Raw genomic sequence first — 24,626 nt, 5'->3', positions numbered from 1 at the left:
CACTGTCAGTCTTAACTTTGGTACAATTTTCGCAATTAGCCGTTGCTCCTAAATTCATCATTGTCGCTCTAGGGGCCATAGGGAGGAATTTTACTTATGGGGGACGCATTTAAGGAAATAGAGAAAATTACCAAGTTCGTTAAGGAATTGCCTGAGAGGGACTCAAGGTTGCTTCTTAGTCATATTTTAAAAAGAATACATTTTTTAAACGAGCAGGTGTATTCTGAGAAGCAGTTTATTAAAGATATGAAAAGTGCATACAAAGCGGTTTTCGAGATTACTGAACCACAGCGAAATACAATAGAAGGACCTATCAAGGTTGTTCATATTCTGTTCGGGGATTCTGGTGCGGGAAGTTTTAGACAAGCACTCAAAGAAATGGGTGCTGATTATAATGATGAAAAGATTATTTGTGTTCGAGAAATGTTCTCTATCGGTCCTACCTGGAAATTTAGTGAAAAATTTGGAAACCAGGCCAGGTATAAGTGGTTACAAAATAACTTGTCTGATGAAGATGGAGAGTTCGATGAATTTAAGGAAAATCTTAACAGAGCTGTTATTCAAATTATGTCTATTAAAGAAGATATTCCTATTTATTTGTGGGCTGCTGAAAATGCTGAGGAGCAGACAGGACTTCGTTTTGTCGTGGACCTTTTAAAGAAAAAAAATAATAATATTTTCGTTATGAACACAACAAAGGGATTTAATGAACTATTTAATAAGGGGAAACGGAAATACTCGATTTCACACACCGGTGAAATACGCCAGAAAAGCTCCAAGTGATTTACGAAAAACAACGAGGGGACCAATCTCCTCTAACTCAACAAGAACGGGAACATTATGAAAAGGAATGGCATTCTCTCACTGAAAATAAAGAAACATTAAGAATTTGGAGAAATGGAACAGTAGAAGGTGTCCCAGAAGAATATTTTGACGATCTTATTATAAATAGAGCGAAAAAACTCCACGGTAAACGTAAAACAAATGAATTTTTTAAATCATTAAGATTAATTGGTGATGTCCTTGGTCAAATACATTTAGACCAGTATATAAGCGATACTTTCATAAACTATCGGTTAAAAAAAATGATTGAAAATGGAATTTTTGAAATGGAAGGCAGTCTTGAGGCAATGAGATTATATAGTGTCCGTTTGAAACAATAATAGATTTGGACTGGGATGGTAAAGGAAGGATTGTGAAAAATTGTTCTTAAACAAACGGGTGCTTTGCTTCAAGAACGAGCAAGGCTTTTTTATTCTTCCACTACCGGGCTGATTAGATTTAAATATGCGAACAAATGTTTTATAATAGGTTTTGAAAAATACATATCAATTCTATATGAAAATGGAGGAGTAATTTATGTACGTAACAATTTCAGACTTTATTAAAGAATGGAATAAAGAAGCGGCATTATCTCAAAAAGTTTTGGATGGCTTGACAGATGATTCATTAAAACAACAAGTTTATCCTGAAGGACGTACTTTGGGTAGAATTTTGTGGCATTTCACCACAAACGTTCCAAATTATTTAAACAAATTTGGTGTTAAAATGGATAAGGTTGAAAATGCTGAAAATGTTCCGACAACAGCAAAAGAAATCGCTGAAACTTTTAAAAAGGTAAGTGCTCAAGCAGCAGAGGCTATTAAACAACAATGGACAGATGATTCTTTGAAACAAATTCAAATTGCGTTCGGAAGAGAAGAAACAAATGCTTCAATTCTGATGGGCTTAATTAAACATATTGTTCATCATCGTGGACAAGCTACCATTCTTATCCGACAAGCAGGATTAAAACCATTCGGGGTATACGGACCACCGAAAGAGGATTGGATTCCTTTAGGAATGGGTAATCCACCACTTTAATAATATAGGATAAAGAAGGGAGCATAGTTTAGAATTAGGGTTGCAGCAGCAGCCTTTTTTTGTTAAAGAAAAATTGTGAAGAATTTCACTTAAACTATCGGGTGCTAGAGTTAAACAAGGAGATGTGGCCGCACCTGCTTTTCTTATTGTGCTATAGGGCCAGCTACTTAAAGAAGAATATAATTTTTTGAACTAATATAAGATGTTTAGTAACAAATGCTAAAAAATGGTTCATAAGGAGTAATTAAGTTCTAAAATACATATAAAAAAGGTGATATATAAAATGAGCACATCTAAAATAACTATGAAAAGCCCCACTCCAATCCTACGTATTTTTAATGAGGAAAAGGCCAAAGAATTTTATTTAACATTTTTGGAATTTGAGTTAGATTGGGAGCATCGATTTGAAGATAATCTACCTTTATACATGCAAATTTCTTATGGGAATTGTATTATTCATCTTTCAGAACATCATGGAGATTGTTGTCCTGGAGGTGCTTTAAGAATTGAAGTAGAAAACTTAGAGTTACTCCATTCAAATCTTATATCAAAGAAATACAAATATGCTCGTCCTGGCATCGAAACAACCCCTTGGAATTCTCGGGAGGTTTGCATTGGAGACCCATTCGGAAATAGAATTGTTTTTTTTGAGAACCTTCAATAATAACATTGCTAATTTTCGTTGTACATGTAGCTTTATTATTTGATGCTTCTTGAAGTAACGGGGGCGTTAGTTGAAGTCCGATCCTATCTATAAACTATCTAATTTGATATTACAACTATTCCTTTGTTATAATAAAGTGTTTGTAACATATCGAGGAGGCACATTATTTTAATGTCAATAGAAATAGGAAGTAAGGTTCAAGGGAAAGTAACTGGTATAACTAATTTTGGAGCATTCGTAGAATTACCTGGAGGAACAACAGGTCTTGTGCATATCAGTGAAGTTGCTGATAGCTATGTAAAAGATGTTAATGATCATCTGAAAATTGGCGATATGGTTGAAGTAAAAGTGTTAAGTGAGAAAGAAGGAAAGGTTGCCTTATCCATTAAGCAAACCATAGATAAACCTGAAGGGCAATCTTCTTATAAGCAGCGCCCTCGCCCAGCTCAAGGAAGAGGGAATGATCGTTCTAAAGGAAACTTTAAACCAAGAGAAACCTTTGAAGATAAAATGTCACAATTCTTAAAGAGAAGTGAAGAGAGCTTAACTTCTCTAAAACGTAATACTGAAGGAAAACGAGGTGGAAGAGGAGGAAGACGTGGTTAACTTGCCGCGTTTTCGTTTTCATTTCTTCATCATAGAGGTTAAAGGTGAGCCTATAAACTGGATTGCTTGCCTTCTTTATTGTGTTGTTATGTTTCTTTATGGTTACTAAGAAGTAAGATAAACTTATATTGTTAAACATGCAAAGAGATGCAAGAAATATCAAGAGTATTAGAAATACCTCAAATGTTCTTAAAAGACCGATTAGATAAGAAGAAAGTTCCAGAATTAAGGACTCAATGACCAGGTGTATTACCAACGACAGGTAATGCACCTGTTTTTTATAATAAATGAATTACACCGGAGTTCTCACGATGAGTTACTTTTGATGTAAAGGATTACACTTAAACTCCCATGAAAATTAAAACTGAAAAAAGGCATACAAAATAGACCCATAAAAGGTTTATTTATGAATAAAAACCTTCGTCCCAATTGTAACTCTAGATGATAATTCTAGAACACCATGGTTAAACATTCTTATACACCCGTGTGAGACATTCTTACCGATAGAAGCAGGATTATATGTCCCACGTTTAATGAACAGTTGAAATGAGCAATCACTTTTAAAGATCGGCTGCCATTTTGGTGGCTTTTTTCTTATTAACGGGCAGATTAGTTTAATAAGATATAATTTACTCATATAAGTTATTATTTTTATATTGAAATTCAATATGAATTAGGTGATCATCCACAAATATTTAATTTTGTGGTTGTAAATGGAGATGATGTAATTAAATTATTTATGCATACATTTATTGAAGACGAAGAAGAAGGTATAAAAGAACATTGGTATGACGGTCTGAATATCACATTTCAAGAAAAAATGCCAATAGATAGGACCTTTATTATTGATAAGAAAGAGTTCTTAAATGGAACATTAAAATCTATACAGGACTTTTTCAATATGGTCACCGAACAATATCCTGAACTGAACAAAAATGATTCCATAATTTTTTTTAAGAGTAAATTTCAGGAAATCAGCAAAATCTACAGTAATTTGGATTAGTGTATTTCGTGCAAGAGGGATTTTAGTGTCCCTTTCTTATTGAACAAACGGGTGCGATTATTGAATAAGAGCAATCGCTTTTCTTGTTGTTGTAGAGGGTACTGGTTGTCTTGATGTGGATAATATTATTTGAAGATACGAAATCTAACTTTAAAATTATGGGAGTGAGAATCATGAAGAAAATCATTGTCCTTTTCACCATTTCTTTAATATTTGACACAGGACATTAGCTTATGCTAAACCTCCAGAACCAAAGCAAATTAAACCATTTGCAGATAACTGGTATGTCACACCAGAGGATATTATTAAAGATATTATATTTCCATCTATTGATAAAAGAGTGATGAAAGAATATCCAGGTAATGATTCAGCTACATTTGGTTGGCAGTCACAGAGGATTTTTGATATTGTATACAACAATAATCATTCTTATGATATTTCCATGAGCCTTCGAGTTCCTAATAATCGTAATAGCCCATTGGAATATGCAGATGACTTGGTTAAAGTTAGAGTTTCTCCATCTTGCGACAGCCCCAAGATTGGATGTAATCATGGTTTTAAAGTAGAAGTAATAGATTATGAACATAAGTAGCGGGAAAAGGTGGTTGCTTTTAATTATTCTCGACCTTGTACAACAAAACGGGGGCATTAGTTGAAAAAAATAATTCATGACTGCGATAAAATAGTCAATTTTCTTTTTGTCAAAAATCGAGGCTGTTTTTTAAAAGATTGTTGTTTTATAAAAGTTTTTTAAAAGCAAATCGTTGAAGGATAAAAAATAAAAAACCCTACTCTGAAAAGAGTAGGGCGGAGACTCAAATAGAATAAAGCAAATGGTAGACAAAGTATAGCATACATTCTTAGTAATCCCTAATCCTTTTTTTAGGTGATTTTTATTAGTGTGTTTTAAAAAAAGGTGTCAAACACTAAATTTATTCGTAATTTTCGGGGAACGTGAAAAAAAAGGTATGCACGTCGAAAGAAAGTGATACAATTGTAAGGCATATTTTTTTTTAGAAGGAGACAGGATTCTTGAATAATAAAGAAGTGAAAAGTGAGTTACCTGCAAATTATGAGGAATTAAAAAAAGCTGCTAGTCGTACGTCTAGTTGGAGAGACCGTTTAGATGCCATTGACGAATTAGGTAAGTGGAAAAGTAAACAAACAATCGATGTTCTTAAAGGCAGAATGGCGAACGATCCAGTTTATAAAATCCAAAAAATTGCTTTCCATAAACTCCAGGCATTTGGAGAAGATGTTGTATTACCTCCTCAGAAAAAAGGAGAATTGATTAAAGATGCAACTAAAATCTTCAAAAGAATAAAGAAGAGTTTGCCTGAAGGGCATTCGTATGAAGAGTTTAGCGAGAAGTTAAAAAAGATGCGACTGGATGTCTATGATGCATACGAAGGTGAAAAGGGTACTGACTTTGACAGCTGGTTAAAAACCACGTGGCAATCGCTTTAAAAAATTATCAACAAAAAAGCCTCCTTTAAAAAGGGAGGCTTTTGATTTTAAAATTATAGTGCTTTAGTTGTCCATGATTCTACGTTCCAAACTTCTGTAACCACTTCTTGATAAAATTCAGGTTCATGGGAGATGAGAAGAATGCTACCCTTATACGATTTCAATGCACGTTTAAGCTCATTCTTTGCATCTACATCCAAATGGTTTGTCGGCTCATCGAAAACAAGGATATTGCTTTCACGGTTAAGAAGCTTACATAACCTTACTTTCGCTTTTTCTCCACCACTTAAAACCGATATTTTACTTTCAATGTGTTTTCTCGTTAATCCACATCTTGCAAGAGCCGCACGAACTTCTCCTTGGCTTAAATGAGGGAACTCATTCCAAACTTCTTCGATACAAGTGTTTTGATTCGCCGTTTTCACTTCTTGTTCAAAATAACCAATATATTGGTGTTCACCGCGTTCAACTTCACCAGAAAGAGCCTGTATTTCTCCAAGGATACTTCGAAGGAGCGTTGTTTTACCAATGCCGTTTGCGCCAACCAAGGCAACCTTTTGTCCGCGTTCCATAAAGAGATTTAACGTTTTTGACAGCGGTTCTTCGTAACCAATCACTAATTCTTTCGTTTCAAAAATTGTTTTACCAGAGGTTCTTGCTTCTTTAAAATTGAAATCAGGCTTCGGTCTTTCATGTCCTACTTCAATAATCTCCATTTTATCAAGTTTTTTCTGTCTCGACATGGCCAGATTACTAGTAGATGCCCTTGCTTTATTACGGGCTACAAAATCCTTTAAATTGGAAATTTCTGCTTGTTGTCGCTTAAAAGCGGCTTCGACTTGTAGTTTTTTTGCTTCGTAAATGGTAAGGAAATTATTATAATCGCCCACATAGCGATTTAATTCTTGGTTTTCTAAGTGGTAAATGACATTCACAACACTATTAAGGAATGGGATGTCATGTGATATTAATAAAAATGCATTTTCGTACTCTTGCAGGTAACGTCTTAACCACTCAATATGTTGTTCGTCCAAATAGTTAGTAGGTTCATCTAATAAAAGGATATCTGGTTTCTCCAGTAAAAGCTTGGCCAATAATACCTTTGTTCTTTGTCCACCGCTTAAATCATGAACATCCTTTTCCAGGCCTACATCATCAAGACCAAGTCCACGCGCCACTTCTTCAACTTTAGCATCAATAACATAGAAATCATTATTTGTTAAAATATCCTGTAATGTACCAACTTCATCTAACATCTTTTCCATTTCTTCAGGGGTAACGTCCGCCATTTTTCCGTAAATATTATTAATATTCATTTCAACATCGAAGAGATATTGAAACGCTGTTTTTAGTACGTCACGGATGGTCAATCCTTTTTGCAAAACAGCATGCTGATCGAGGTAACCGACCCGTTGATTCCTAGCCCATTCTACTTTTCCATCATCAGGCTGAAGTTGTCCCGTAATGATATTCATAAACGTAGATTTACCTTCACCGTTTGCACCAACCAAAGCGATGTGTTCTCCTTTTAACAAGCGGAAGGAAACATTATCGAAAATAGCACGATCACCAAATCCGTGACTTAGGTCTTTAACTGTTAAAATACTCATCTATTTTCACACTCATTTCATTTTCATTTTCATCGCATTTAAGAAAAATATATATAAAATCATTCACTTAATATTTTGTTCACCAATTGTACACTATAACACGTATTATTTGTCAGGGGAATGGTGTGAATTACCATTTTCGAAAAACGATAGGGGAGAAATTTATATTTTTAAGATAAAGAAAAGGTTCTTTCCTTAATAGAAAAAGCTATCCAATTCATCGGATAGCTTTTTCATGTTTATTTCTTTAAGGTTATATCTTTCAATGATTTCACGGAAACATTTATGTTTTTAGTATCAATATAGGTAAGGTTCAAACGATGCCCAGTTTCAATAAACATCGCGTATGGATACTCACTTGCGGTAACCGTGAAGATTTTATCACTGTTGTCCAGGAGAAATTGGACCATGGTTTTATCTTTTACTTCTCGCTTATAGACAGAAACAACACTTCCTGAAATCACAGATTCTTTCGCATCTTTTGAAGCAGATGCATTTTGGCCTGTCATTCCCGTTGCGATGGCCGTTTCATAGTTATTCAATGCTTCATTCACGTCTTTGGCATAAGCGTATACCTGTGCGTCCTTTACGTTGACAAACGCTGTGTAGCGGTAGACACCACTCTTATCCTCCAGGCTGACAAGCCATGTCGGCTGGCCGTAGATTTGGAAGAGCCCGCGGACATTTCCCTTTAAATCTTCCGCTTTAAGCGTTCCTTTTTGGGAAACGCCTTTTGCATCCGAGCCGGATACGCCGCTCACATTTTCGTAATAGTCAATTTTCCCGTTGCGTGCATTCATCATCGCAAACCCAACCATCGTATCCGAATCACTTGTTGGATTCGTAAAATCCGAAAACCAGGATAATTGATTTGCTTTATCGTAAAGTCCGAAAACACTGTCTGCATCGCCCCAATCAGTTGGTTCAACAACTCCTGTTTGGGAAGCCAAAATGCCGGTACCGAGCAATCCGTTCGCATTAAACCAACCGCCTTCACGATATTCTCCGTACCATTGCATTCTTTCAAAAGCAATATCGGTGGGAATGATTTGGTCGACGAATTTGGGAACATCCTTTGTTTCATATTTCTTTTGTTCGCCTGTTTTTGGGTCAACCAATATGGCGCCGTCAACAATCCGGATATTACGCAATGCTTCAAAGTGTCCATAAGGCACAACATAGAAGGGGTGATTTTGATCATCGATTTCAAAACTAGGATCCATCAGAAGGGTAGTTGGATTTTTTTTGCGTACCATTCTGGATACATTATCGTTGAAATAGGCGGAAGGTACATATCTCATGTCGCTTTTGACAAACTCCGCTTCAGCGTTGGGATTCTCCGCATTGACCTTGATGAATCCAGGAACTGGCTGCCCCTTCAACCATTTTGAGTAACCGCGATATTCAATCGGATACACATAGTATAGGGTTCCATTGATGCTTTGCTTGATTCCATATCCTAATTCAAAATAACTGATGTTCTTCTTCCATGTTGAGAGCTCCCGCTTTGCTACATACTCTGCATAGTCATCTCCAACAACCGGAAGATGCTTCTCATCAGTTGCTTCAAGGTTCTTTTCCTTTGAAAGCGATCCGTTTGCTGCATTAAACTTCTGATCCGCAATAGTCATCGGATAGAAAATCACCAAGATGAGAAATGCTGCTGCAGTACATACTCCTGGCAAAAAATAATATACCGCAAAATTCTTTTTACTTTTGGAAATCGACCATGTTGATTCCCAAATCATCGCGGCAGCTATGAAAATAGCAAGGCTTTTAATATAAGCTAAAAACGTTGTATCTAGTAAAACAATATTGAATATAAAAACTCCCCATAAATAACCGACTACAAATTTAGCTGCGACATAAAAGCCAAATGTAAAATTATTTGGTGCTCCTTTTAAAATCTCCAGCCTTGTTGTCAAAACAAAAAGTAAAGCCGTTATCAGTGCAGCTAATGAAAAAAATACGCTCATTTCTTCCCCCGAAAATTATTATTTTATTACCGTAGATTTCTTTATTTTAAATTAATATTCTTAAAAAAAATAATGGGAAAGGATACCAAAAGTTTCATGGGAAAGGTTGTCTGGCACCTTCATGGACATTCGTCAATTTTAAACAAAAATTAATATTTCGAAAAAATAATCATTTTAATCGATTTGTTTCAGTTAATTAGGGGTAAAGAGAGATGAGCTAATTAATTTGCTAGCTTTTTCAAAATTCTCAAACCGTGATTGATCATTAACTAAAAAGGATGGGTTGTAAAATGAAAAAAATTGGCTTGTTTAGTTTGTTGATGCTTCTTACTATTTTTATCGCTGCTTGTGGAAACAGTGATTCAGCGGGTGATAAAAACAAGGTATATAATGTCGGAGTGGACACAACGTATCCTCCGTTCGAGTTTAAAGAAGGCAACGAATATAAAGGAATCGATATTGATTTAATCAATGCGATTGCAAAGAATCAGGGCTTCAAAATTAAACTCTCTCCAATGGATTTCGGCGGAATCATCCCGGCAATGCAAGCCAATCAGCTTGACGTAGCAATAGCAGGTATGAGTATTACAGATGAAAGAAAAAAGGTAGTCGACTTTTCAAAGCCATATTTTGATGCAGGATTAACTGTGGTTGTTAAAAAGGATAATACAACGACTAAATCAGTTGATGACCTTAAAGGAAAAACGGTAGCAGTTAAAAAAGGGACAACTGGAGCTAAATACGCGCAGGATAATGCGTCTAAACTCGGAATTAAAGTTGTTCAATTCAACGATAGCCCAGCCATGTTCCAGGAAGTAGCTAACGGAAATGCGGATGCTCTAATTGAAGATTATCCGGTCATCTCCTATGCGATCGCGAAAAAAGACCTTGGCTTAAAAATCGTCGGTGACCGCTTGAATGGAGATCAGTATGGAATTGCCGTATTAAAAGGCCAAAACAAGGATTTAATGAAAAAAATTAATAAAGGTTTAACAGAGTTAAAGAAAGATGGAACTTACGACAAAATCATCAAATCATATCTTGGTAAATAAAATTTTTTGATTAAAGGGCGTGCTTAAAGCGCGCCCCCTTTTTAAAAGGAGATGAACGTTTGTGGATATTATACTTTCAGCTTTACCTATTTTGCTAAAAGGACTTCAAGTAACAATCTATATTTTTGTAATTGCCATAATTCTAGGTTTTATCATTGGTTTATTGGTAGCTTTGATGCGATTAGCCCCAATTAAAATTCTAAACGGAATTGCAATGACTTATGTGAATGCAATAAGAGGTACGCCTTTTATTGTTCAGTTATTCTTTATCTACTTTGGCGTAAATTCCTTACATTTGATTTCTTTAAACAGTACAACGGCAGGGATCATAACAGTTGCCATCAATGCAGGTGCCTATTTTGCCGAAATTATAAGGGCTGGTATTCAATCGATTGATAAAGGCCAAACCGAAGCGGCAAGATCTCTTGGCCTTACAGGTTCTCAAGCAATGAGATATATCATCCTGCCACAGGCATTCAGGCGAATGCTCCCTACCATTACGAACCAATCAATCATTAGCTTAAAAGATACGTCGCTTTTATCGGTAATAGGTATTGCCGATTTAACTCAGCAAGGGCAGATCCAGGCCTCTGCAACGTTCGAGGCATTCAAGATCTGGCTGATAGTCGGTATTATTTACTTTATTATCATTTACTTAATTTCCATTTTTGCCAGCTTCATTGAAAGGAGATTTGAACTGCGATGAGTATGATTACTGTAAGAAATCTGAAGAAATCTTTTGGCAGCGTAGAGGTGTTAAAGGATATTAATGCAGAAGTGAAGGAACAAGAAGTAGTCTGTGTCATTGGCCCGTCCGGTTCAGGAAAAAGTACATTCCTGCGCTGTTTAAACCGCCTGGAGGAAATTTCAGGTGGGGAAGTCGTCATAAATGGCCACCATATCACTGATCAGAAAATCAATATAAACAGTGTTAGGCAAGAGGTTGGAATGGTTTTTCAGCAATTCAATCTCTTCCCTCACAAAACCGTTTTAGGAAATATTATGCTTGCACCATTAAAGGTCCGCTCTGCAGAAAAAGCAGAAGCAGAAAAAAGAGCGTATGAGCTTTTGGATAAAGTAGGTTTACGGGAAAAAGCAAACAGCTATCCTGGCGAACTATCAGGTGGACAAAAACAGCGTGTCGCCATCGCAAGAGCACTGGCAATGAACCCGAAAATCATGCTATTTGACGAGCCAACTTCTGCACTAGATCCGGAAATGGTTGGAGATGTCTTGGAGGTCATGAAACAGCTTGCCCGGGAAGGGATGACCATGGTCGTCGTAACCCATGAAATGGGCTTTGCAAGAGAAGTGGGAGACAGGGTTTTATTTATGGACGGCGGATATATTGTGGAAGAGAATAAACCAGATGAACTATTTGGCAATCCCCAGCATGAACGTACCAAAGCTTTTTTAAGCAAGGTGCTCTAAATTCATTTCCAATTACATTGCCAAACAAATACTAATGCACAGTACAAGTTAAAGGTCTTAAATACTAGAGCAATAGAATACATTTATGGGGGCAGCTGTGAAAACAGCTGCTCTTTAAGTTTTTATTTTATTGATAAACTGAAAGAATACGAGGTAATCAGGAGACTATATATATTAGTCTGTGAAACAAGAAAAATCGTGGTGTAACAGGCACTACTAACGAGGTATTTTATTTAATAAATAGATCAAAAGCAAATGTAACCAGCAAGCCAAGAGCAAGAGCAACTGTTAGATATGTACCAAGATAAAGTAAAATTTCCGCCATGATTCCTCCTTCTCTTCTTATTTTTACTTTGGTTTTCAAAACTCTTCTTTCTAAACAAAGCTATTATAACAAGCGATTCTTAGAAATTTGTCGAATAAACAGATGTTTATCTATTTGTAATAAGACTGTTAACTTGCCTTAATAAACGAAACATCAAGATGGTGAGCAGGGTCTTACACTTCAGGGAATTGAACCAGCTTTCCCTCTGTTCGATTATTGTACTATTCCAATCAGAGGAAAATATTGTCCTGCTTTTCTCATTCATTAATGTGCATATTTTACTATTTTTTCACCAGTAGGTAATTGTTACGAATAAAAATAAAGTGAACGCAAAAATACTGTTACCATTACCTCAAATCATGTAAAATAAGATATTAGAAAATGGTAACTACTATGATTAAACAAGCATGGGGGATAAAAGGTGACTTATCAACTTAATAAGCGTTTTAAAATGTTTGCATTAAATTCTAATCGCGAGCTGTCAAGCGAGATGGCAAAACTTTTGGGTTGTGAGCTAGGGAAAAGCTCAATCAAGCGTTTTAGTGATGGGGAAGTCCAAATTCATATAGAAGAAAGTGTGCGGGGAAGTGATGTTTATTTAGTTCAATCCACATCGCAGCCAAACAATGAACATATTATGGAGCTTCTCATCATGATTGATGCCATGAAAAGAGCTTCAGCTCAAAACATTAACATTGTTATGCCTTATTACAGCTATGCACGCCAGGACCGTAAAGCTAGGTCTAGGGAGCCGATTACTGCAAAACTAATTGCCAACCTTTTAGAAACAGCTGGGGCAACCAGGCTGCTTACAATGGACTTTCATTCTCCACAATTACAGGGCTTTTTTGACATCCCAGTGGATCACCTAATTGGTATTCCAATTCTTTCAGATTATTTTGCCAAAAAAGGATTAGAAGACATTGTAGTTGTTGCACCGCATAATGGTGGTGTAGTTAGAGCAAGAAAAATGGCCAGCAGATTAGATGCTCCAATTGCTTTAATTGATAGAAGAAACCCTGAATCAAATGTTTCTGAAGTTTTGAATATTATCGGAAATATTGAAGGGAAAAATGCCATTATTATTGATGGTTTAGTTGATACGGGCTCGAATATTACTTTATCAGCGAATGCTTTAATTGAGAAGGGAGCAAAATCGGTATATGCTTGCTGTACCCATCCAGTGCTCTCTGGACCAGCTATTAGCAGAATAGAATCGTCCCCCATTAAAGAATTAGTTGTAACTAACACTATAGACCTACCAAAAGAAAAGTTGATCGATAAAATTACGGTTTTATCAGTTGCGCCATTGCTTGTAGAGGCGATTGATCGTATTCACAATCAAAAAGCAGTAAGTCCTTTATTTGAATAAATATTTGTTTTTCCAAGTAGTTTTTGAAAAAAGGGTATCCCATCATAATCTAAGCCGTTCTCTTTTGGAGTACCCGCATCTATAAAAGCATATATAAAAGTCTATATAATAGCTGAGCAATTCTCACTAGAATTAGCTCTGCTTTTTTATTGAATTAACAATGTTTTCTATTGAATTAGATGCTTAAATCGCGGTATAAGCCCCTTACTAATTAGCAACTGCCTAAAAAAAATTATGCATTTGCTAATTTGTGTGCGGTTTTGTATGCTATTCCTGCCACTACCGACAGATTGCTGTCGGCTCAATCAAAAATTATTAAATTAAAGCACCCTGATAGTTGAATAAGCGTCATCAATATCAACAATACTTTAATTTGAATTTGGTCTTAAGTTAATGTCCTTATTTCTTAGAATAAAGTTATAGTCAACTTCTTCTTCCACGACCGTTTCTGGATAGTAATGTGAAATTATTTTTTCATTAGATATATTTTTTGGTACTCGCAAATATCTTGAATACAATTCTGTACCTGATTGAAGTTTTTCATCAAATAAATTAAAACAATCTATCGACTCTACAAATTTCCATTCAACCATTTCATCATATGGATTTAAGTAATCCATTTCTGCCTTTTTTGCTTCCATTTCTGCATTTACATAAGCCTGTTCAAAAAAAGGTGCCTTAATAAGTATAATGCTTTCCTCAAATGTCTTATGTGTATTGGAGTATTTTTCATCAATTGTTTCTGGAGAAGGGTTTCCTGATATGTTGCATTCATACAGTACCTTTACTGCATACCATTCCCATTCCTTGGACATTTTTTTTCGAAGCCTTTTTTCATGTTCCTCCTCCTAAGGAAAATCATTTGTGTATTATCAAATCTATTATATATTAAATTTCTTTTTGAACTAAACGGTCTTTGGGAGGTTCTGTATTTTCATATTTTCATATTTTCATCCTGCCAGGAGCCAATCAAAGAGCTCAACGGATCTCAATCGTTCTTTTTGATTATTTCGGGTATAAATGACATCGCTATCTGCCAACGTGCAAGTTTTTGTTAGGTTTTGAACAAGGCAGTTATATGCAGGTTCTATTAATGCAACATTTCCGTTTTTCATTTTTATTTTTAATACGGCGATCGATGGCTTTTTATTAACTACTTCTGTTGCTTCTTTTACAGGATTTGCAGTGTTAATCCATTCAACAACCTTTCTGATGACGGGTTCTTCATAACCATCGCTTTCTTTAAAAACACGTGATCCTCCAGATAAGCGGCTATGAATTTTACCAGATGGTAAAAATTAACCTAATATAAAATATGTCGCCATTCAAAATAATTGATGTCAAATCCAAATAATCGTCAAATGCATATAATCTCCTATACACCACAAAAGGAGGGATTAATGTGCAAAGTGCTCAAAACATTTCACTGAGTTTACCGTCACAATCAAGCTGGGGATTAAGCACAGAAATTGCAGGAAGACCGGTTGTTAGGGGGGTACTGAACATTCACTCGGTCTCAGGGAGAACCGTAATTGGTACCGGCAATTTTAGAGGTACGCCTGTCCCTATCCATGGAACCTGGGATGAAAGTACCAAACAACTAAGTTTGGAGACACCTTTTGCAACGTTTTCTGGTCAATTACAAATATTTGATAGTGCAGAAATTAGAATTCGTCATTTAATCTTAAGTGGACGTTTTGTTTTGAAAGCGTCTTTTTAACATCCAATTTACTTAGTAAAAACACTGAACAATACTATCGAAATGTTTGAAATTAAATATATTGTTAAGATTTATGTAGGATTATCTTTATACTAATTTTCCTTTTTCCGTCATTAGGTGCTTCAATAGAAAAAATGGTTGCTGCGGCAACCTTTTTTCATGTTCCACTACCATGAAAATTAAAAGGGAAAATGACAATACTAAAGGGGGTGCTTAAGTTCAAGATGGTTTGTGTGTGGCGATCCTTTTTTCTTATTACGCTAACAGGGCAGGATAGTGGAAATTGCAAAGTTATAAGTATAGATTTAAATTTCGCGTAAATCTGTGCTTATAGGGCAAAATATATTACGGTATTGTGCTGGAAAGTACTTGCCTATTCTAAATAAGGAGTGAGAGGATTGGCTGATAAAAACGAACGTAACCGTGTCGATAATGATGCCAGCGAAGCGGTAGGAACTGGTGTCGGAGCTGCAGCTGGTGCTGCTTTGGGTTCTGCTCTTGGTCCACTTGGTACCGTTGCAGGAGCTGTTGCAGGAGGAGCGATGGGTAACAAAGTCGGCGAAAATGCCAATGAGGCTAATGACAGTGTTTCGAACCGAGAAGATTAGATTTTAACCAAAGTGGCACTGAATGAATTGGATTCCCAAAAAGGGAGTCCTTTTTTTATTAAGTTAATCCAGATTTTTTAGGTCATTTCCTAGTAAGATTGTGAATCAATTCACTTAAAATAACGGGGCAAGTGTGCGGCCGAGCTTAGGGGAGCTGCTATCGAGGGAAAGAACTTGGGCATCAGTTTACTGTATGGTAAGGTCTAGCTCTTTTTTACTCTTCCTATTTTAATTATAACATATTAAAAATGGTCAATATAGACTACTTTTTTCCATTTATTACTGGTAAAATCAACAGAACATTAATGGTTAGGAGGGATAAAAAATGGGTTCATTGGTTCTCGGCTTTCAGGAAATGGAAAAAACACAGCTTTTGCTCGTTGGCGGAAAAGGGTTAAATTTAGGGGAATTATCAAAAATTCAAGGAATACAAGTACCTGAAGGATTTTGTATTACAACAGCAGGATATCAAAAAGCCATCGAACAAAACGAAACGTTTCAAGCATTGCTGGATCAACTAACAATGCTAAAAGTAGAGAATCGTGATCAAATTGTTGTAATCAGCAGAAAGATTCGACAAATTATTTTGGAAGTTGAAATTCCTTCCGATGTTGTGAAAGCAGTTGCTGATTATCTCTCCCAATTTGGTGATGAGCATGCTTATGCAGTGCGTTCTAGTGCAACTGCCGAAGATTTACCATATGCCTCTTTTGCTGGTCAACAAGACACCTATTTGAATATTATCGGAAAAGAAGCAATTTTGCACCATATCAGCAAATGTTGGGCTTCCCTTTTTACGGATCGGGCTGTAATCTACCGCATGCAAAACGGATTTGACCACAGTCAAGTTTATTTATCTGTTATCGTTCAAAGGATGGTTTTCCCGCATGCTTCAGGGATATTATTTACCGCTGATCCGATTACATCTAACCGAAAGCTGCTATCAATCGATGCCAGTTTTGGACTTGGTGAAGCACTGGTCTCTGGCTTGGTAACAGCCGATTGTTATAAAGTACAGGAAGATAATATCGTCAATAAGATGATAGCATCCAAAAAATTGGCTACCTATGCACTAAAAGAAGGTGGAACAGAGACCGTGCCGATCGATCCTGATCAGCAAAAGACACAAACACTTTCTGATCAACAGATTTTACAACTAGCACTCATCGGAAGACAGATCGAAGCTTATTTTGGTTGCCCACAAGATATCGAATGGTGTTTAGTTGATGATACATTTTATATCGTCCAGAGTCGCCCAATCACGACGCTTTTCCCAATCCCTGAAGCGAATCATCAAGAAAATCACGTCTATGTATCTGTTGGTCATCAACAAATGATGACAGACCCCATGAAACCATTGGGATTGTCTTTTTTCCTGTTAACGACTCCTGCACCAATGCGTAAAGCTGGTGGAAGGTTGTTTGTTGATGTCACACCTCATCTGGCTTCACCAGTTAAAAGAGAAATGTTATTAAGTGCCATGGAACAACACGATCCTCTCATGAAAGACGCACTTATGACCGTTTTAGAGCGAGGAGATTTTATAAAATCGATATCAAATGATGAAAAAGCACCGAGTGCCAGCAGAAACCATACAGATATGCTGGCAGAAACCGAAAACGGTCCGACAATCGTTACTGATTTGATCAAGAGTACTCAAACATCAATAGAAGAATTAAAACAAAACATTCAAACGAAATCTGGATCGGATTTATTTCATTTTATTCTAGAGGATATCCAGGAATTAAGGAAAATCTTATTTAACCCACAGAGTTCACGTGTATTTATGGGAGCTATGAATGCTTCATCATGGATTAATGAAAACATAAATAAGTGGTTAGGTGAAAAAAACGTAGCAGATACACTTTCTCAATCTGTGCCAAACAATATTACTTCAGAAATGGGTCTCGCACTATTGGATGTCGCAGATGTGATTCGTCCTTATCCTGAAGTAATTGATTATTTACAACATGTAAAAGATGATAACTTCTTGGATGAATTGGTTAAGTTTGAAGGTGGACAAAAAACCCGAGACGCAATAATAGCTTATCTCAACAAATACGGAATGCGATGTAGTGGAGAAATCGATCTTACTAAAACTCGTTGGAGCGAAAAACCAACTACACTTGTCCCCATGATTCTGGGTAACATCAAAAACTTTGAACCTAATGCCAGCAATCAGAAATTTGAGCAAGGACTACAGGAAGCTTTGAAAAAAGAACAAGAGATATTAGATCGATTGAAGCAATTACCGGATGGTGAACAAAAAGCCAAAGAAACAAAACGAATGATCGACCTAATTCGGAATTTCATCGGTTACCGAGAATATCCAAAATACGGCATGGTTAGTCGCTACTTCGTTTATAAGCAGGCTTTACTGAAAGAAGCCGAACAACTCGTACAAGCGGGTGTAATTCATGAAAAAGAAGATATATTCTATCTCACTTTTGAAGAACTTCACGAAGTCGTGGGCACAAATAAACTGGATTACCAAATTATCAACAAACGAAAAGACGAGTACAAATTATATGAAAAACTAACTCCCCCGCGTGTTATCACGTCTGATGGTGAAATCATTGCAGGTGAGTACAAACGAGAAAATCTCCCAGCCGAAGCTATTGTAGGTCTGCCTGTTTCTTCCGGAGTGATAGAAGGACGAGCACGTGTCATCATAAACATGGAAGAGGCTGATCTAGAAGATGGAGATATATTAATCACCTCCTTTACTGACCCTAGCTGGACACCATTGTTTGTATCCATAAGAGGCTTAGTCACCGAAGTTGGTGGACTGATGACACATGGAGCTGTTATCGCACGTGAATATGGCATACCAGCAGTTGTCGGAGTAGAAAATGCTACCAAACTGATAATAGACGGGCAACGAATTCGCGTGCATGGAACAGATGGGTATATCGAAATATTGTAATTGAAAGTCAAATTAATAAATGACTCTTCCTATCAAGATTAACAACAAAGCTATCAATGGGGCAGCTTTTATTGTGCTAACGGACAGGTGTGCGGCCGAGCCTAGGTCGTATCATATAACAGGTGGGATTCCCGTCGAGTAAGAACTAGCCATTCGCTCGTAGCGAGTCTTGGAGGACTAAAGGTAACTTTAGTCTTTAAGCGTAGACAGTTAGGTGGCGGGCCAAAGCCAATTGGTTGAAGGGATTGAGCTCCATAATGTTAGTAAATCGAGAGGGCTGATGCTTTACCTGCAGCAGAAAGCTACATTTTATCCTTCGTTTAAGGCAAGATGGATAAAACCTCTATGGAGTCACAGACCTTGGCACGTTACACATTGATATGATACGGCAACTCGGGAGACCCTACCGGCAGTTTCTTGTTAGAAGAGTATGGTGTACAAGCGATAAAAAGTAAGGAAGCCAAACGCCGGTGTAGGGAGTCGGATAGCAGCGTAGTACCAATGAAGTTGGGTAATGCCAATGGAGGAAAGGCTAGCTACCAGTTATCACCCTTAGTAAAGAAATATTTTCTACATACAGAGGTAGGAATATTAAATGGAAACAAAACTATTAAGGATAGCAGAATTAGCAAAATCTAATATTAAAAGATTAGTTGTATTTTGTGAATGGTAACTAGGAGGAGCCGTGTGCGTTGGAGCAGCCGTCAAGGCTGAAAATCTAATGGAGTGAAAGTCTCCTGTTGTCAATTGACCGATTCAGACAACTAGCATATCCGATGCGTGAGGAGGTAACAAGTCACGTTCTGCTCGGACGTAAAAGCCATAGCTGCCTATATTACTCAGAGAATATAAGGTAGGAACAGTCAGTGTGGCGAGCAAACCTAGAGGCCAGAAGGATTTAACGAATACTGCAGTCTCGAAATGGCTCCCCCTTCAGAAACTGTTGAAGGGATTATTGCGAATCGCCGACCCATTGACGCATTGGGGAAGGCCGAAGCTCTATAGGAAGAAACGGTTATATGCACTATAGAGGATGCCGGGATATGGGCTCTAGCATCTAGGGAAAGATTTTTAGAGATAACGACGGGAAGGTCCTACTTCCAGCTGGGACGACAACAACCAGCAAAGACCCGTTTTATAAGGTACCACCGAAATTGACAGGAGGATTTAGGATTGACGGATGAGGTCGTAGTAGCTAAGAGGAAAAGGTAATGCTTTTCTAAATATGTAGAAACATATTTCAACTATGGTAACACCAAAGTTGAGCAAAGGACCTCTGGGCACTTGGATGCCTAATGATTGGGATAAAAGGACACAGAGCCTTAATAAATAATAATAATAATAATCTCCAATCTGGCTAATTATGTAGTAAACCTTATTATCAATGGGGGAACATGGGTGTCGCCATTTAATCCTAGGGTAATAAGGGAAGGCACATATATGATATATCCAAGGTCAGAACCGGACTCGGGAAATCCGACCGTCCGGGATCGCAGGGAGGCTTCAGGGAACGTGGCTTTAACAAGTGCGCGCACCTGAATTCTATCCAGACAATAGCGCATAACAAAAAAGCGAAGGACCTAAGGGTGTTGGTTTTTATTTATTCAAGTAACTGGTGCAAGAGTTTATGATGGGGTTGCAATGGCGAACCCTTTTTTTGTTAGTGAACTAACAATGATCCAAGAAGGATTAACGCTTATTTTGGCTGCAGATTTCACTACTTTTCACTTTTTAGTTGCGCCTCTTAGAAGAAAAAACACAATAGTTAAAAAAATTGCGGCCGCAGTCATTTCTCATTTTAGAATGGTTCTTCAACTTGTTAGGAAATAGTATTACAATCGAAGATATAGAGATAACTGGTAAAACTTTATATATGTACCATGATTATTTCAATGGGCATTATTGAAGTAACGGGGAAGAATAGTTCAATAAGCCAGTTATAATTATGTAATTATTCTTGAGGGTATTTATAAGTAGCTAAGTGGGTATGATTTATCAATTTCACCTCAGGTCCATAAGAAATTCTATAAGTCATTCGATCCTTCCCTACTGGAACGTGGTGTCCACCATCGGTAAGCTCAATATCAAATGTAATTTCTAATATAAAGCCACGGAAGCCATTTACTCTTCTTGTTTCAATCACTTCAAATTTCCATGGATCTACTGCAGGTGAAAAGTCCTTTAAAATCTTCGGATAATAATAGTTATCCAAAACTTCGCTAATATAAGTAGCAAGCATTTTCATAAGCATGTCCTGTAATCTAAGTTCTTCAGAGTCTTGAGTTTGTTTAATTGATAAAACAGTTGTTGTTTGAAAGGAAACAATAAGAACAAGGGATAGTATAAAGTAAGCCCGAACTCAAACATTTTCATTCTTTGTGGTGAAGAGCTGTTTTTTAGCGACTCATGGGTGGCTAACGGGGTGTTTTAACACTAAGAAATAAAATTAAAAGAGCCAAAAATATGCAAGTATTTATACACTACTTGCGTATTTTTGGCTTTTCCTGCATTTACAACAAATGTTGCCGTCAAAAAGAGGACATCTAATTTATCATCATTAGGACCAATTAGCCTATCAGCCTCACAATACTAAGCACTGTCTGGGTGCTCCCACATCATTAATGAATATCTTGAATGACTTTCTCCAGGAATTCGCCCATTCGCTTAACGGCTGGCTCTGAAAAATCAAAGCTGACCCCAGTTTCTTTATAAACCGCTGCGATGGATTGATTGTAGTCCGCACTGGCACCTTTTTTAAAGGATACGACGGCTTGCTCTGGGTTGTTTCGGTAATTTTCAAGAATTTGCAATGCACCAAGCATCGACATGGAGTATTCAATATTATAGAAAGGAACTTGGAAATAGTGAAGGGTGTCTGCCCAGCTCATCCCAATTTCTTCCTCAAGCCCAGACGTATCGACAGGGTTTAAGCCATACCGTTTTGAGATTTCAAAGAATTTTTCATCACGCTCTTTGGCCGTGTGTTGAGGATTCGTATACATCCAATGCTGAAAGAGGTCGCCTGATAATGGGCCAAATAACATTTTAAATGCCCGTCTCAGCTCTTCTCGCTGTGCACTCTTAAAATCTTCTTCTTCTGGATAAAAACGATCCAGCTTGTCTAATAAGAGCAATTCCATTCCATGAGAATAAAGTTCACCAATTTCCATTCGGAGGTGATATTCTTCAGAAGGACCTTGCTCGGAAAACTCGAGGTACCCATTCACGGCATGGCCCATTTCATGAATTAGTGCGATAAGAGAGAAAAAGGATGGACTAAAGTTCGCGAAGATAAAGGTGTTCCCTGAAACAGGTAAGGAGGTACAGAAACCGCCAGGGCTTTTTCCTTTCCGATCTCCAAGATCTATTAACCCATGCTCTCTCATGTAATCAAAACGGTCTGCAAAGTATGGATCGGTTTTCCCTAACATCTCAGAAACGCCATCCATAAGATCTGACACATCGGAGTATGGCGGGTTTTTCATCAACTTAGCGGTGTTATCCCAAGGACGAAAGGTATCGACACCAAGCTCAGACTTAAAGACATTTGCCAATCGGTTCCAAGCTGGGATAATATGTTTCTCTACATTTTCATGAAAGTCGTAACAATCTTGGATGCTATATTCACGATTTTTGACTACAAACATATAATCACGATAATTTTCAAAGCCTGCATTTAATGCAATTTGATGGCGAAGTTGAACTAGCTCATCCATGATGGCATCCATATCAGGCTTAATTTGACGGTGGGCTGACATCATTGCGCGATAAGCTTTTTCACGCACGGCTCTGTCTAGATGATCGAGTTGGGATTGGATAAATGGATAAGGCTTTTCTTCGCCATCCCATTCAACAGTTAATCCTCCCATAATTTCACTATACTTTGTATTAAGCTCTTGTTCTTTTACCATTAATGGAATGTTTTCTTCTCTGAACAGTTTCACCTTGGATTCGCGAAAGCGTCGCATTAAGCCATAACGGTTTTCATCTAATTTATTGAAATAAGGAGACTCACAGACTTTCTCATTCAGTTTTGCTTCATATTTCATTAAAAGCGGCTGGATGACTTGCTGGTCATGTAGATACGTAGACTTGATATCCGCATCCTCTGTGTTCCGGTAGAAATCGACTTGGTGACCCGTCATTGCCTCCGCGATTTTCATCATTAAATCCTTTTCAGCTTGTAACCATTTTTCTAGGTCAGAAACGGATTCAATTTGAACATCAAGTAAACTTTGAATTTGAGCTTCGACCCCATCTACATCTTGTAAATCAATTAATTCTTTATAATAGTTCTGAGTTAAATCCTGTGTCACAGATAACTCCCCTTTTTGTAATTATTTCAATTATCCCAATAGTTATATTATAGATTTCTAGGTAATAAATCTAGTTTTTTCATATGGTTCAACAAGTGATTACATTTTAATCGATAATAAAAATATAAGGAGGTCCCGGAATCCCTCTCGGCTCCCGGATCGTTATTAATAAAACGGCTTCCACAATGCTAAGACCATATTAACAAGAGCACCTATATGGACGATATCCAATCCGGTATAAAACTTAAATAAATACTTCCGGCTTTCTTCGATTAATAGCTCTTCCTTTACGAGGGAAGGGGTTAGTTTAGCTTTAAATCTATTCAATCTCGGAACAATATAACCTGCAAACAAGACAAGCATAACCGCAGCCAGTAGTTGCTTAAGCCCCAGCTTAAATTAGAGATTAATTTAAATCAGTAAACCCAATCTCTTACCTTTAAATGCACTATAACCAAAGAATTAACACATAAATGAGAAAGTCTAGGGACGCTCCTCTATTTAACTATGCCTTCACGAAGCCTTATTAATCTGAACTCATTTCATTTAACTGTTAACCCTATAAAAAGGGGTATGAAATCCTGCGAATAAGCGAGCATTTGTGAGAAAATCGTATTTAACCTAGGGAATTTAATAAGAATAATTATTTCTTTAAAAATAAGCACTAAAAGTGTTCGTGCTGAGTAGTGTTAAATGCAAAAAAAAACTGGCTAAGTTGGAAGGTTCGATTAATTTTTATGATGATTATGATCCTTTAGAAGGCGTTTTCATTAATCATCCAAATTCCCAAGAATTAATTTCTGACCTGGTAAGTGGTTATGTAATCCTTTTGTGCTATGTAAACACAAAAATGGTTGAGTAACAACAAAGCAGGAGATCTCTAAACAAGACTCCTGCATTATTATGGATATATCAGATGCATTTGAGAGGTATTTAAAATATTCCATTTTAAGTAACGGGGATTAAATTTGCTGTGAATTACTTACAGTGCACTGCCTAAATAAAAAAGTCATTTCATGAACGCTTATTGCAAATGTTAAATTTGAAAAGGGAGACATAGGTAAAGTAATTGGAGCCTATGCCTTCTTTTTGTTTTGAAAATGTACTTTATTACTCATTTTTCCTTCCTTCATTAAACGAATAAATTTCATTAGCTTCGATCTAAAATTCATTTTTAATTTTGTAGATAAAACATTGTGGGCTATTTAATTTTGGAAAAAAGGATGTTGACACCTCCATCCTACAAGTGTAGTCTGTAATTAGATTACACTTGTAGGATGGAGGAATAAGATGAAGAAAGCAGATTGCAAAATAACTGATGCAGAATGGATTGTAATGAAGGTGTTATGGGAAGAAGCTCCATTAACTTCTACGAAGATAGTAGAGGCAGTAAGTTCTAATAAGAATTGGAGTCCTAAAACAATTCATTCATTAATAAGTAGATTGGTGAAAAAAGGTTTTTTGGGTGTGGATAAGGAGAAGCCTCTTTATGAGTATTATCCTTTGGTAGATAAAAGAGACTGTATATTGGATGAAACAAGATCGTTTATTCAAAAGGTATACGATGGTTCTATCCACCTTATGCTCGCCAATTTTATCAAGGAAGAGAAGATTTCTGAGGAGGAAATAGAAGAACTGGAACGATTGCTTAATAAAAAAAATAACAAGTAAAAGGCAGGTATTGATG

21 protein-coding genes and 1 pseudogene are annotated in these 24,626 nt (G+C 36.8%); 15 read left to right on the top strand and 7 right to left on the bottom strand.

Annotated features, from left to right (window positions below; all coding sequences use genetic code 11):
- Positions 1-96: 96 nt before the first annotated feature.
- From RCG23_RS25570 to RCG23_RS25550, 5 genes are all read left to right on the top strand, one after another.
- Entirely contained in the window at positions 97-783 is a 687-nt protein-coding gene (locus RCG23_RS25570; protein ID WP_308177994.1) for a DUF1835 domain-containing protein, read from the top strand.
- Complete coding sequence (locus RCG23_RS25565) at positions 780-1,163, top strand: DUF3658 domain-containing protein (RefSeq protein ID WP_308177993.1); 384 nt, start codon at positions 780-782, stop codon at positions 1,161-1,163. The genes RCG23_RS25570 and RCG23_RS25565 overlap by 4 nt, the downstream gene beginning before the upstream one ends.
- Positions 1,164-1,359: 196 nt before the next feature.
- Positions 1,360-1,863, top strand: coding sequence for a DinB family protein (locus tag RCG23_RS25560; protein WP_308177992.1), 504 nt, complete (start codon positions 1,360-1,362; stop codon positions 1,861-1,863).
- Positions 1,864-2,146: 283 nt separating this feature from the next.
- Entirely contained in the window at positions 2,147-2,527 is a 381-nt protein-coding gene (locus tag RCG23_RS25555; protein ID WP_308177991.1) for a glyoxalase superfamily protein, read from the top strand.
- A 171-nt stretch (positions 2,528-2,698) separates the two neighbouring features.
- A complete protein-coding gene (locus RCG23_RS25550) occupies positions 2,699-3,133 on the top strand; it encodes a S1 domain-containing RNA-binding protein (protein ID WP_308177990.1) in 435 nt (144 codons plus the stop codon).
- Between the two features lie 400 nt (positions 3,134-3,533).
- On the opposite strand, the pseudogene RCG23_RS25545 reads toward RCG23_RS25550, so the two are convergent.
- Positions 3,534-3,659 (bottom strand): annotated as a pseudogene (locus RCG23_RS25545) (L,D-transpeptidase); the annotation flags it as partial.
- A gap of 213 nt (positions 3,660-3,872) precedes the next feature.
- Between RCG23_RS25545 and RCG23_RS25540 the strand changes: the two are divergent.
- A complete protein-coding gene (locus RCG23_RS25540) occupies positions 3,873-4,136 on the top strand; it encodes a hypothetical protein (RefSeq protein ID WP_308177989.1) in 264 nt (87 codons plus the stop codon).
- 1,032 nt (positions 4,137-5,168) lie between these two features.
- On the top strand, positions 5,169-5,603 hold the full coding sequence (locus RCG23_RS25535; protein ID WP_308177988.1) for a HEAT repeat domain-containing protein: 435 nt from the start codon (positions 5,169-5,171) through the stop codon (positions 5,601-5,603).
- A 53-nt stretch (positions 5,604-5,656) separates the two neighbouring features.
- On the opposite strand, the gene RCG23_RS25530 is transcribed toward RCG23_RS25535, so the two are convergent.
- Complete coding sequence (locus tag RCG23_RS25530; protein WP_308177987.1) at positions 5,657-7,213, bottom strand: ABC-F family ATP-binding cassette domain-containing protein; 1,557 nt, start codon at positions 7,211-7,213, stop codon at positions 5,657-5,659.
- A 239-nt stretch (positions 7,214-7,452) separates the two neighbouring features.
- Positions 7,453-9,189, bottom strand: coding sequence for a hypothetical protein (locus RCG23_RS25525; protein WP_308177986.1), 1,737 nt, complete (start codon positions 9,187-9,189; stop codon positions 7,453-7,455).
- A gap of 290 nt (positions 9,190-9,479) precedes the next feature.
- Here RCG23_RS25525 and RCG23_RS25520 point away from each other — a divergent pair, with 290 nt between their 5' ends.
- The 4 genes from RCG23_RS25520 to RCG23_RS25505 all read left to right on the top strand — a co-directional run bounded on the left by RCG23_RS25520 (position 9,480) and on the right by RCG23_RS25505 (position 13,369).
- Positions 9,480-10,241, top strand: a complete 762-nt coding sequence (locus RCG23_RS25520) for a transporter substrate-binding domain-containing protein (protein WP_308177985.1) — start codon at positions 9,480-9,482, stop codon at positions 10,239-10,241.
- Between the two features lie 61 nt (positions 10,242-10,302).
- Positions 10,303-10,947 (top strand): amino acid ABC transporter permease, encoded by a 645-nt coding sequence (locus RCG23_RS25515; protein WP_308177984.1) that lies wholly within the window; start codon positions 10,303-10,305, stop codon positions 10,945-10,947.
- The gene (locus tag RCG23_RS25510; protein ID WP_308177983.1) at positions 10,944-11,672 is read left to right on the top strand and encodes an amino acid ABC transporter ATP-binding protein; all 729 of its coding nucleotides are present in this window, start codon (positions 10,944-10,946) and stop codon (positions 11,670-11,672) included. Before RCG23_RS25515 ends, RCG23_RS25510 begins: the two co-directional genes overlap by 4 nt.
- A 746-nt stretch (positions 11,673-12,418) precedes the next feature.
- A complete protein-coding gene (locus tag RCG23_RS25505; protein ID WP_308177982.1) occupies positions 12,419-13,369 on the top strand; it encodes a ribose-phosphate diphosphokinase in 951 nt (316 codons plus the stop codon).
- Positions 13,370-13,737: 368 nt separating this feature from the next.
- On the opposite strand, the gene RCG23_RS25500 is transcribed toward RCG23_RS25505, so the two are convergent.
- The gene (locus RCG23_RS25500) at positions 13,738-14,184 is read right to left on the bottom strand and encodes a DUF4288 domain-containing protein (protein WP_308177981.1); all 447 of its coding nucleotides are present in this window, start codon (positions 14,182-14,184) and stop codon (positions 13,738-13,740) included.
- A 587-nt stretch (positions 14,185-14,771) separates the two neighbouring features.
- Between RCG23_RS25500 and RCG23_RS25495 the strand changes: the two genes are divergently transcribed.
- The 3 genes from RCG23_RS25495 to ppsA all read left to right on the top strand — a co-directional run bounded on the left by RCG23_RS25495 (position 14,772) and on the right by ppsA (position 18,623).
- Positions 14,772-15,089, top strand: coding sequence for a hypothetical protein (locus RCG23_RS25495; RefSeq protein WP_308177980.1), 318 nt, complete (start codon positions 14,772-14,774; stop codon positions 15,087-15,089).
- 398 nt (positions 15,090-15,487) lie between these two features.
- A complete protein-coding gene (locus RCG23_RS25490; protein WP_308177979.1) occupies positions 15,488-15,697 on the top strand; it encodes a glycine zipper domain-containing protein in 210 nt (69 codons plus the stop codon).
- Positions 15,698-16,022: 325 nt separating this feature from the next.
- The gene (gene ppsA / locus RCG23_RS25485; protein WP_308177978.1) at positions 16,023-18,623 is read left to right on the top strand and encodes a phosphoenolpyruvate synthase; all 2,601 of its coding nucleotides are present in this window, start codon (positions 16,023-16,025) and stop codon (positions 18,621-18,623) included.
- Between the two features lie 1,951 nt (positions 18,624-20,574).
- Here the strand turns inward: ppsA and RCG23_RS25480 are convergent.
- The 3 genes from RCG23_RS25480 to RCG23_RS25470 form a co-directional block, all read right to left on the bottom strand.
- Positions 20,575-20,874 (bottom strand): DUF3888 domain-containing protein, encoded by a 300-nt coding sequence (locus RCG23_RS25480; RefSeq protein WP_308177977.1) that lies wholly within the window; start codon positions 20,872-20,874, stop codon positions 20,575-20,577.
- 367 nt (positions 20,875-21,241) lie between these two features.
- Complete coding sequence (locus RCG23_RS25475; protein WP_308177976.1) at positions 21,242-22,939, bottom strand: M3 family oligoendopeptidase; 1,698 nt, start codon at positions 22,937-22,939, stop codon at positions 21,242-21,244.
- A 165-nt stretch (positions 22,940-23,104) separates the two neighbouring features.
- On the bottom strand, positions 23,105-23,302 hold the full coding sequence (locus RCG23_RS25470) for a hypothetical protein (protein WP_308177975.1): 198 nt from the start codon (positions 23,300-23,302) through the stop codon (positions 23,105-23,107).
- Positions 23,303-24,229: 927 nt separating this feature from the next.
- Here RCG23_RS25470 and RCG23_RS25465 point away from each other — a divergent pair.
- Positions 24,230-24,610 (top strand): BlaI/MecI/CopY family transcriptional regulator, encoded by a 381-nt coding sequence (locus RCG23_RS25465; RefSeq protein ID WP_308177974.1) that lies wholly within the window; start codon positions 24,230-24,232, stop codon positions 24,608-24,610.
- Positions 24,611-24,626: the final 16 nt, after the last annotated feature.

This window comes from Neobacillus sp. PS3-34, assembly GCF_030915465.1.
GTDB lineage: Bacteria > Bacillota > Bacilli > Bacillales > Cytobacillaceae > Neobacillus_A.
Note: the sequence above shows the minus strand (reverse complement) of the source record. Positions and strands in the feature narration are given on the sequence as shown.